Annotated in this window: 10 protein-coding genes and 1 pseudogene; 5 read left to right on the forward strand and 6 right to left on the reverse strand. The window is 63.5% G+C overall.

Features of this window, described 5'->3' with window-relative positions:
- Positions 1-39 precede the first annotated feature (39 nt).
- The gene (locus G552_RS0108095) at positions 40-342 is read right to left on the reverse strand and encodes a P-II family nitrogen regulator (RefSeq protein ID WP_027882587.1); all 303 of its coding nucleotides are present in this window, start codon (positions 340-342) and stop codon (positions 40-42) included.
- The gene (locus tag G552_RS0108100; RefSeq protein ID WP_027882588.1) at positions 342-1310 is read right to left on the reverse strand and encodes a sodium-dependent bicarbonate transport family permease; all 969 of its coding nucleotides are present in this window, start codon (positions 1308-1310) and stop codon (positions 342-344) included. The genes G552_RS0108095 and G552_RS0108100 overlap by 1 nt, the downstream gene beginning before the upstream one ends.
- Positions 1311-1349: 39 nt before the next feature.
- Between G552_RS0108100 and purE the strand changes: the two genes are divergently transcribed.
- Positions 1350-1850, forward strand: a complete 501-nt coding sequence (purE, locus tag G552_RS0108105) for a 5-(carboxyamino)imidazole ribonucleotide mutase (RefSeq protein ID WP_027882589.1) — start codon at positions 1350-1352, stop codon at positions 1848-1850.
- Positions 1851-1892: 42 nt separating this feature from the next.
- Positions 1893-2984, forward strand: coding sequence for a 5-(carboxyamino)imidazole ribonucleotide synthase (locus G552_RS0108110; RefSeq protein ID WP_027882590.1), 1092 nt, complete (start codon positions 1893-1895; stop codon positions 2982-2984).
- Here G552_RS0108110 and metH read toward each other — a convergent pair.
- From metH to thrB, 3 genes are read right to left on the reverse strand one after another with little or no spacing between them, the layout of a single operon-like run.
- On the reverse strand, positions 2974-6609 hold the full coding sequence (gene metH / locus G552_RS0108115) for a methionine synthase (RefSeq protein ID WP_245575152.1): 3636 nt from the start codon (positions 6607-6609) through the stop codon (positions 2974-2976). The genes G552_RS0108110 and metH overlap by 11 nt on opposite strands.
- Before the next feature lie 43 nt (positions 6610-6652).
- On the reverse strand, positions 6653-7396 hold the full coding sequence (locus G552_RS0108120) for a DUF4388 domain-containing protein (protein ID WP_027882592.1): 744 nt from the start codon (positions 7394-7396) through the stop codon (positions 6653-6655).
- A complete protein-coding gene (gene thrB, locus G552_RS0108125) occupies positions 7366-8268 on the reverse strand; it encodes a homoserine kinase (RefSeq protein WP_027882593.1) in 903 nt (300 codons plus the stop codon). The genes G552_RS0108120 and thrB overlap by 31 nt, the downstream gene beginning before the upstream one ends.
- Positions 8269-8447: 179 nt before the next feature.
- Here thrB and G552_RS16270 point away from each other — a divergent pair, with 179 nt between their 5' ends.
- The 3 genes from G552_RS16270 (at position 8448) to G552_RS16280 (ending at position 9491) form a co-directional block, all read left to right on the forward strand.
- Complete coding sequence (locus G552_RS16270) at positions 8448-8648, forward strand: hypothetical protein (RefSeq protein WP_156890702.1); 201 nt, start codon at positions 8448-8450, stop codon at positions 8646-8648.
- A gap of 188 nt (positions 8649-8836) precedes the next feature.
- Positions 8837-9154, forward strand: a complete 318-nt coding sequence (locus G552_RS16275) for a hypothetical protein (protein WP_156890703.1) — start codon at positions 8837-8839, stop codon at positions 9152-9154.
- Positions 9155-9314: 160 nt separating this feature from the next.
- Complete coding sequence (locus G552_RS16280) at positions 9315-9491, forward strand: hypothetical protein (RefSeq protein ID WP_156890704.1); 177 nt, start codon at positions 9315-9317, stop codon at positions 9489-9491.
- Here the strand turns inward: G552_RS16280 and G552_RS0108145 are convergent.
- A pseudogene (locus G552_RS0108145) lies at positions 9476-9804 on the reverse strand (IS701 family transposase); the annotation flags it as partial. The gene G552_RS16280 and the pseudogene G552_RS0108145 overlap by 16 nt on opposite strands.

A 9804-nucleotide genomic window follows, 5' to 3' on the forward strand; every position in this document is an offset into this window, starting at 1 on the left:
CTGTATAGCAAACAGGGGCCAAAGGGCCCCTGTTTTGCCTCAGGTGTACTTATCCCCTCGCATGACCTCTACGTTTTCCACATAGGCGATAACCGCATAGTTGGCAAAATAGATCTCCGCCAACCGTTGGAGGATTTTTTCCGCCACGGCTGGGCTTGCGATGGTTTCCAGGCGGATGTTGTTACCCTCCCATTCGCTGGCCCGCACGCCCCGGCTGCCCTCGCCCCGGGCCGAGGTAATGGTATAGCCCTTTGCGCCAAGTTGTTTGATTTCCCGGACGAGCCGTTCTTCCAGATAGGCTTCCGCAATGATGGTGACCAGTTTGAGTGAGACCAAGGCCATCAGCTACCTCCGTGCAGCCAGCGGGAAAGGGCAAAGTAAAGGGGGATGCCTAGGGTTAGGTTGAAGGGGAAGGTGATACCCAAGGAGGCGGTGAGGTAGTAGCTGGGATTGGCCTGGGGCAGGGCGATGCGTACTGCGGCTGGGGCTGCGATGTACGAGGCGCTGGCGGCCATGGTCCCCAGCACCATAGCCCCTCCTACCGACATCCCCGCGAGGCTGCCTAGCCCTACCCCTAGGGCTCCTTGCACCAGGGGCATCAGGAGGCCAAAGCCAATCAGGAAGGGGCCTACTTTGCGCAGATCGCGCAAGCGCTTGGCGGCTACCATACCCAGCTCGAGCAAAAACAGCACCAGTACCCCACGAAAAGGGTCTACGAATACCGCCGCCACCTGCTTGAGGCCCTCAGGGCCAGACAGGTAGCCGATAACCGAGCCGCCCATAAGCAGCAACACGCTTTTGCCGGCGAAGATTTCCCGCACCGCTTCGCCCAGTGAACCTTGGCCCAGGCTGCGGCGGGCGATCAGGAGGGCAATCACAATAGCCGGAACCTCGAGCAGTGCGACCAGGGTGGGCATGTAGCCCTCAGCCGGTTGCTGGGCCGCCTGCACAAAGGTGCTCGCGGCGATGAAGGTTACTGCCGAGACCGAGCCATAGTGGGCCGCGATGGCTGCCGCGTTGACCACGTCGAAACGCCCCAGGCGCCGCAGGGTGACGTAGGAGAGCAGGGGGGTTAGCACGCTTAGAACCAGGGTGGCCAGGGCGGGTTTCCAGAACTCGGCCAAGGGGGTCTGGGCTAAGGCCGCCCCGCCCTTGAGGCCAATGGCCAAGAGTAGGTAGATGGAGAGGGTGGTGTACAGCGCATCCGGGATTTTTAAGTCAGAGCGCACCAGGGTGGCGACAATCCCCAAAACAAAGGCCAGCACGGCGGGGGAGAGCAGGTTGATGCGGAGGAGCTCGAGGGTGTCCACCGGGCAGGATTCTACCGCTTTTTTGTAGACTGCTGGGCGATGAGCCTGCCCACGCATCCTCTGGTTGGCCTGATCATGGGTTCCAAGTCGGACTGGGAGACCCTAGAGCACGCGGCGAAGACCCTCGAGCTGCTCGAGGTTCCCTTCGAGGTGCGGGTGGTCTCGGCCCACCGCACCCCCGACCTGCTCTTTGCCTACGCCGAGCAGGCCGAGGCGCGGGGCCTCGAGGTCATCATCGCCGGGGCCGGGGGGGCGGCCCACCTTCCCGGGATGACCGCGGCCAAGACCTGCCTGCCGGTGCTAGGGGTACCGGTGGAGTCTAAAAGCCTCAAGGGGCTGGACTCCCTGCTATCCATCGTGCAGATGCCGGCAGGCGTGCCCGTGGGTACCCTGGCCATTGGCCGGGCTGGGGCGGTGAACGCGGCCCTGCTGGCGGTGAGCATCCTGGCCAACAAATATCCCGCCTACCGCGCGGCGCTGAAGCGCTACCGCCAGGCCCAGACCGAGGCGGTGCTGGCCGAGCCCGACCCCAGGGGGTAGGGGCCCCTCGACCGAATTGCGCTACTCTAGTAGGCTACAGCCGTGTGCATAGGGGTTTTGGGTGGTGGACAACTGGGCCGGATGCTGGCTTTGGCTGGTTATCCTTTGGGTTTGCAGTTTCGCTTTTTCGACCCCTCGCCCCAGGCCCCGGCGGGCCAGGTGGCCGAGCTGGTGGTGGGCGATTATGCCGATGCGGGGGCCTTGGCGCGTTTTGCCGAGGGCCTCGAGCGGGTGACCTACGAGTTCGAAAACGTACCCCTTTCGGCGGTCAAGAGCTTGCCCCGATCCTTGCCGGTGTACCCGCCCCTGCTGGCGCTGGAGGTGGCCCAGGATCGCTTAGCGGAGAAGACCTTTTTCCAGAAGCTGGGCGTTCCCACCCCCCCGTTTTACCCGGTTACGACCCAAGGCGATTTTGAGCGCGGCCTCGAGCGCATCGGCTTCCCGGCCCTGCTCAAAACCCGCCGGCTGGGCTACGATGGCAAAGGACAGCGGCTCTTGCGCACCCCTGCCGAAGCGGAGGCCGCCTGGGCAGCGCTGGGTGGGCAGCCTTTGCTTCTGGAAGGCTTTGTGCCCTTTGAGCGGGAGCTTTCCCTCCTTTCCGTACGCAGCCTCAGCGGCCAGGTGGCCCACTACCCTCTGGTGGAGAACCACCACGCCAGCGGCATCCTGCGCAAAAGCCTGGCCCCGGCCCCGGACACCCCCTCCCGCCTGCAACACCAGGCCGAGTCGATTGCCCTAAAGGTGATGGAAAGGCTGGAGTACGTGGGGCTGCTGGCCATCGAGTTTTTTGAGCTGGAAGGGGTGCTTTGGGCCAACGAGATGGCCCCTAGGGTGCACAACTCCGGCCACTGGACCCTCGAGGGGGCCGAGACCAGCCAGTTCGAAAACCACCTGCGCTCGGTGTTGGGGCTACCCTTGGGCTCTACCGCGCCCCGGGGCTATTCGGCCATGCTCAACCTGATTGGCCTGAAGCCCGAGGCCGCTAGGGTGCTGGAGATACCTGGGGCACACCTGCACTGGTACGGCAAGGAGGTGCGGCCCGGACGGAAGGTGGGGCACATCACCCTGCGGGCCGATACGCCGGGGGGCCTCGAGGCCGGGCTCAGGCAGCTCGAGGCCCTGCTCACAGGTTGAAGTACTTGGCCGCAGGGTGGTGTACCACAATGGCGCTGGTGGACTGCTCGGGGTGGAGCTGATACTCCTCGCTCAGCTCGATGCCGATCTCCTGCCACTGCAAGAGCTCCTGTAGGTAGCGCTGGTCCTCCAGCCTTGGGCAGGCCGGGTAGCCGAAGCTGTAACGGCTGCCCTGGTAGCCCTGGCGGAAGAGGCCCTCCAGGCTGGTGGCGTCGTCCTGGGCGATGCCGAGCTGCTGACGGATGCGCTTGTGCCAGTACTCAGCCAAGGCCTCGGCCATCTCCACCGAGAAACCGTGGAGGTAGAGGTAGTCCTGATAGGCGTCGGACTGGAAGAGGGCCTGGGCCACCTGGGAAACCCGGCGTCCCATGGTGACCACCTGGGCGGCCAGCACGTCCCGCGCCCCGTTTTCCCAGGCTGCGGGGGGAAACCACTGGGCCTCATCGCCCAGAGGCTCGGCAAAGCGGGGACGGAAAAAGTCGGCGATACACAAATGGCGCGAGCTGGCCCCCATCTGGCGGGGGAAGTTGAAGCGGAAGAGCTCGGCCCCGCTTTCCGGGTGGAAGACGATCAGGTCGTTTTTGTCGGAGGCCACCGGCCAGTAGCCGTAGACCACCGCCGGCTCGAGCCAGCCTTCGGCCATGGCCTGGAGCACCATCTCCTCGAACATAGGTTCGGCCAGGCGCTCGAGGTAGGCCTCGTACTCAACCTGGCTCATCTCGCCTTTGCGGAAGCCCCACTGGCCGCGGAACAGGGCGTTTTTGTTGACGTAGCGCGAAATAACCCCGATCTCGAGCTCACTGCTATCCACCACTCGGCGGCCCCAGAAGGGCGGGCGGGGGATGCGGGGAGCCGGGGGGGTGTTGGAAGGAATGTACGCTGAACCAGCCATCAGTTTCTCCTGCAGAATCTCGTAAGCGGTCTTGTACTTGTGTCCACTCACCTCCCGGGCGGTCAGGCGCGGCGGGGCATGCCCGGTGATCTCCTCCATGAGCTGTAGGCCATCGAAGGCATCGGCAGCGTAGTACACCGGACCGGTGGTGTAGGTCCGGCGCAGGTCGTTTTCCACATAATGCCGGTTGAGGGCGGCCCCGCCCAGGATGACCGGTAGGCGGTAGCCGCGCTGGGCCATGTACTCCAGGTTTTCCTTCATCACCACCGTGCTTTTGACCAGAAGCCCACTCATGCCCACGGCGTCGGGCTTATGCGCTTCGACTGCGGCCAGGATATTCTCGATAGGCTGCTTGATGCCCAGGTTGATCACCCGGTAGCCGTTGTTGGAGAGGATGATGTCTACCAGGTTCTTCCCGATGTCGTGCACATCGCCCTTGACCGTGGCCAACACCAGGGTGCCCTTGTGCACCCCTTCTAGCTTTTCCATCCGGGGCTCGAGGTAGCGCACCGCCGCCTTCATGCACTCGGCAGCCTGCAGCACGAAGGGCAGCTGCATCTTACCCTCGCCAAAGAGGTCGCCCACCACCTTCATCCCTTCCAGCAGAATCTGGTTGATGATCTCTACCGGGCTGTAGTGCTCTAGGGCTTGCTCGAGGTCGGCTTCCAGGCCCACCTTGCGCCCTTCGATGATGCGCTTTTTCAGCCGCTCCTCGAGGGAAAGCCCGGCCAGGGGGTCGCGGGCGGGGCCTCCGCTCACCTTGTGTTTGTTGAAGTAGTCGACAAAGGCGAACAGCGGGTCGTGGATGACCTCCCCCTCGGGCCCCCACTGCCGCCGGTCGTAGATCAGGTCCAAGGCAAGCTGGTAGGCCTCAGGGGGAATCTGGCTGGTGGGCCGGATTTTGCCAGCGTTTAGGATGGCTGCGGTCAGGCCAGCCTGGACGCACTCGTCCAGGAAGACCGAGTTCAACACCACCCGGGCCTGCGGGGCCAGGCCAAAGGAGACGTTGGAGATGCCTAAAATGAACCCCACCTCGGGCAGCAGGGCGCGCACCCGGCGGATGCCCTCAATGGTCCACATGGCCAGCTTGCGGGTGTCCTCGTCGCCTTGGGTGATGGGAAAGGTCAGCAAATCGAAGAGGATGGAGTGGCCGGGAATGCCGTGGACCCTAGTGAGCCGCTCGTACATGCGAAGCGCGATTTCTACCTTGCGCTCCACGGTCTTGGCCATGCCAGCTTCCTTGTCCTCGTCAATGGTCAGGGCCACTAAGGCGGCCCCGTGGCGCTTGGCCAAAGCTGCAATGCGGTCGAACTTCTCCAGGCCATCCTCGAGGTTCACCGAGTTCAAAATGACCCGTCCACCCAGGTGCTCCAAAGCCCGTTCCATCACCTCGGGCTGGGTGGTATCCACCATGATGGGAATCGGCACGCTGGTGGCGAAGCGCTTGAGTACCTCGCACATGTCGTGCACCTCGTCGCGCCCCGTCCAGGCCACCGAGACGTCCAGCACATGGGCCCCCTCGGCCACCTGTTCGGCGGCCAGCTCATTCATGCCGTCGAAGTCGCCAGCAAATAAAAGCTCGCGGAACTTCTTACTACCGGTGGCGTTGGTGCGCTCGCCCACCAGTAGAATGCCGGTTTCCTGCCGCAAAGGCACGCTCTGGTAGAGGCTGGCCACCTGGGCCGAAGGGGGGAGGGCCGGGGCGGGCCGGGGGCGGGGCTGCCGGGCTTCCTGCAGGGCCTGAGCCAGGGCCCGGATGTGCTCTGGTGTGGTGCCGCAGCAGCCTCCGGCGGCGTTTAGTCCGTATTCCAGCACGAACTTAAGCTGCCAGCGGGCCAGCTCCTCTGGGGTCAGGTCGAAGACCGCCCGCCCCCCCTCGTTGCGGGGTAGGCCAGCGTTGGGCAGACAGGAGACAAAGCGGGTAGCATTCTGGCAGAAGTAGCGGATGTGCGAGTCCATCAGGTCGGGGCCCACCGCGCAGTTGAGGCCTACCACATCCACCGGAAGGTTTTCCAACACGGTAAGGGCCGCGGCATCGTCGGTACCGACCAGCATAGTACCGGTGGCCTCGAGGGTCACCTGCACCTGTAGCGGCACCTCTCGCCCTGCAGCCTGCATGGCCTCCCGGGCCGCCAACACCGCACAGCGCACCTGCAGGATGTCCTGGCAGGTCTCGAGTAGGATAAGGTCCACCCCCCCCTCGATTAGCCCCTGGGCGGCCACCTTGTAGGAGGCGAACAACTCCTTCCAGCTGATCTGGCCCAGCGAGATCAGCTTGGTGCCGGGTCCCAGGGCACCGGCTACGAAGCGGGGCTGGCCATCGGCCTGGGACTGCCGATCGGCAGCCTGACGGGCGATGCGCGCCCCGGCGAAGGCCAGGTCGTAGGCTTCGGCCTCGAGGCCGTACTCGACCAGCACGTGGGGCAGGCAGCCGAAGGTGTTGGTTTCGATCACATCCGCCCCAGCCTCCAGGTAGCTTTGATGGATGGCCGCGATGACATCGGGCCGGGTACGGTTCAGAACTTCCGGGCAGCCGTTGTACTGGGCTCCGCCATAGTCGGCATCGCCCAGGTTGTACTTGAAAATCTCGGTGCCCATGGCCCCGTCGTAGATCAAGACCCGCTGGGAGAGGGCTTGCAGATAGGGGAAGGCCTGGGCCCGGGCCTCACGCCGGTAGCCCTCAGCCCCTAAGGGCTCGAGGCCCTGTTCAGCGAAGAAGTCACGCACCCTCACAAAGGCCATTGTAGGGTATGGTATACCCATCGCCCACTGCCCTTTAGGAGGCTTCCTGGGCCTCGAGTTCCCACAGCAAATCGCGCAGAATCCAGCCGCGCCCGGGAGCCTCGAGCTGGCCGCTGGCGATGTGCTCGATCAGGTAGGCCCGCACCTTGGCAATGGGAAGCCCAGCCTGGATCAGCTCCCCTAGGTTGCGGCTGCCGTCCAGCAGCACGGTGATGTCCTCTGGGTCGCGGATGCCGGCCTGGGTGCGGCGGGCCGAGGGGTGGCGGATGCGTAGGCCAAACCAGGCGTACTTGCGCAGCCTGGTTAGGTCCCCCTCGCGTAGCCCCCGCCAGGCTCGCTCGGCTGCGATGATGAGCGGCACCCCCCAGCTTTTGGCTGCTGCGCGCACGCTTTTGCCGCCCACGAATATGGCGAAAGGCTCCACGGCCCGTGGGGTTTCCAGCACCCGACTGGGGGAGTCCAGCAGGGTGCGGAAGCGGCTCCACTGGTCGTTCATGCGGGCCCACTCGCCCAGGAAGACCTTGAAAGGCATCAGCGGAACACCCCGTACCGGGCCTGCTTTGAAGCGGAAATGGCCCTCTGCGGGATGCAAGGGAAACGAGGTGATGGCCTCGAAGCCCTCCCAGTCAAGGATGCCCCCGCCCACCACCTCGCCCTCCTCGAAGTATAGGCGTAGGGGCAGCTGCAGGCTTTCGAGGTGCAAAACCCCGGTACCCCGGTTGGCGTGGAGCATCTCGAGGAGACCGGTTAGTGGGATGGTACGGAAGCTGCCTTCCACCTGAGCCCCTCTCCCAGCCCCAGTACCAGGGTAGACCCCTCGCCCACATAGGCCTGCATGGCCTGGCGTATAGCCTCGATCTGCTCTGGCCGGGCTAGAGCGGCCAAGGTGGGGCCGGCTCCGCCTACGAAGGCGGCCAGGGCACCGGCCTGGTAGACCCGTTCCAAAGCAGCCTCGAGGCCTGGCATCAGGTGGGCTCGGTAGGGCTGGTGTAGACGATCTTTAGCCGCTTCCCGTAGGGCCTCCAGTCGCCCAGAGTAGAGCGCAGCCGGCCAGAGTGCGCTGCGGGCTAGGTTGTAAACCGCATCGGCATAGGGAATGCGTTGGGGCAGGGCGGCCCTGGCCAGAGGGGTGGGCACCTCGTAGGCCGGTACCCCCAGGACGAAGCATACCCCCTGGGGGGCGGGCAGGGGCAGGGCCAGAGGGGGGTCGGCCAGGGCGGCTACGAACCCCCCGTAGACCGCCGGGCCTACGTTGTCGGGGTGGCCCTCGAGGGCCGCGGTTACCCGGAAGACCCCGTCTAGCCCTAACCGCCCTCCCGAGAGGGCATCGGCCAGCGCTGCCCCGGCGACCAGCGCGGCAGAGCTGCTGCCCATGCCCCGGGCCAGCGGGATGGGGTTATGGGCCCAGATAGCCAGGTGGGGTGGGTGGGCTTCCCCCAGGGCCTGCCAGGCCGCGCGGTAGCCTTGGTGGATCAAATTGTCAGGGGTGTTGGGGACATGCCCCTGGCCGGTGTAGTGGAGCTGATCGCGGGTGGCGGGCTGGGCGCTGACCTCGAGGTACAGGTCGAGGGCCACCCCCAAGGCATCGAAGCCGGAACCGAGGTTAGCCAGGGTGGCTGGAACTTGAACGTAGAGGGTCTGATCGAACATACTGCCCCCGCCGCAGGCGGCGATACCAGGGTAATCATATACCCGGCCTTGGCCCGGCTGCACAACCTGTGCTACGGCCAGAGCTGCCCTAGGTGCGAAACTACCCAGACCGGGGTGGCCTTTGCCCTGGTCGGTTAGGTGAGGTGGGAGATATGGCAGCTTCGTGTACTGATGAAGCTATGAAACGTGTTACTCCTGAAAAGTCAAAAGCCATCGGGCCAAACCCCGTTCGTGGGCAAATCACTTCACTTTTACTGAGCCCGCTAACCCCACAAAAAGGCCTTTACCACCTCAAATCAAGCTCAAAAAAAGCTCGCTTCAATATGTCAAAGAGCAGCGAAGGTGAACTAGCCATCAAGCGTGATAAACTCAATCCATGAAGTGGCCGGACAACTTCTATTGAGCCTAACGCGCCCAGCAAACCTGCCTTACCCATACCCATCAAACTCAAGCCGGGAAAAAAGACTTTAATCGAATATGTCCGCGAGCAAAGAAGATAGGCTCACCATCTTCGACATAGAAAACCCCCGCGCACTAAGGGTGTACAGCCAAACAACCAAATAGGAACGTGCCACTCAGTTTTGCCGGAAATCGCCGGGGCCATCGGCGCAATGTTGCAAGCGAACCGCATTTCAAAATGGGAAAAGGAGATGCGAACATGGCCACGGGAAATCGCCCGACTAAGAAGACGGCTAAAGATTTGATGAATATTCCTCTTCCCTATTGGGAAGAGCTGCTGGGAGAAATGGAAACCTTCAAAACGCTTTACCGCAAGATTGAATCCCTGCCGCCGGAAAAACGGGAAAAGGCGCTACAGGACTTGCTTTCTAGCCTGATTCACCTTATGGGGCATCTAAAAGTAATCTATGAAGACGCGGAATTCTGAATGACCGCTAGGCAGACCTTTCGGATTTTGATTGTGAGCAAGTCGGGCTCAGGCAAGCCCACCCTGGCCTACGGATTATTCGCCGCGTAGGGCACCTGGGCCCTGACGGGTGGGGGTTCGCCCTTCAAAACACGCAGCTGTGTGAAAGGCAGTGTGGCCAATGGCAGCCCAGCGCCCGCGCCGCTACCGCCTGGTGCTTTTGGCGCTGGGCTTTCTGCTTCTGCCCAGCCTGATGGTGGCCTTAGGACTAGGAGTTTACCGGATTTCCTGGCAGGAATGGCCCAGCTTGCTGCAAGGGGGGGAGGCCTATATGGTTAGGACTTACGCAGTTGGCTGAAGGATGTGGAGGGGATGGGCGAGATAACTTCGTATTGCCTCGCGAACAATGGACGCCTTGGCCTCGTACCAGCTCACCCCCCTGCGCAGCCGGTAGACCTCCAGCCGGAGGAAGGCCCGCAAAGCCAGGAGGAGGTGCCGCAGGATGGAGACCGCCTTCCTCACCTGGGCCCGCTCCACCCCACAGCACTGCTTGAGCCCCCGATGGTACACTTCGATCCCCCATCCTTGCCGCTCTAACTCCGCCCGCTTCTCTTCGCTCATCCCCAGATGGTTCGTGGCCCAGTACTCCGCCTCCCCGTCCTTGGAGAGCG

It is taken from the genome of Meiothermus rufus DSM 22234, from assembly GCF_000423425.1.
GTDB classification, from domain to species: Bacteria; Deinococcota; Deinococci; order Deinococcales; family Thermaceae; genus Meiothermus; species Meiothermus rufus.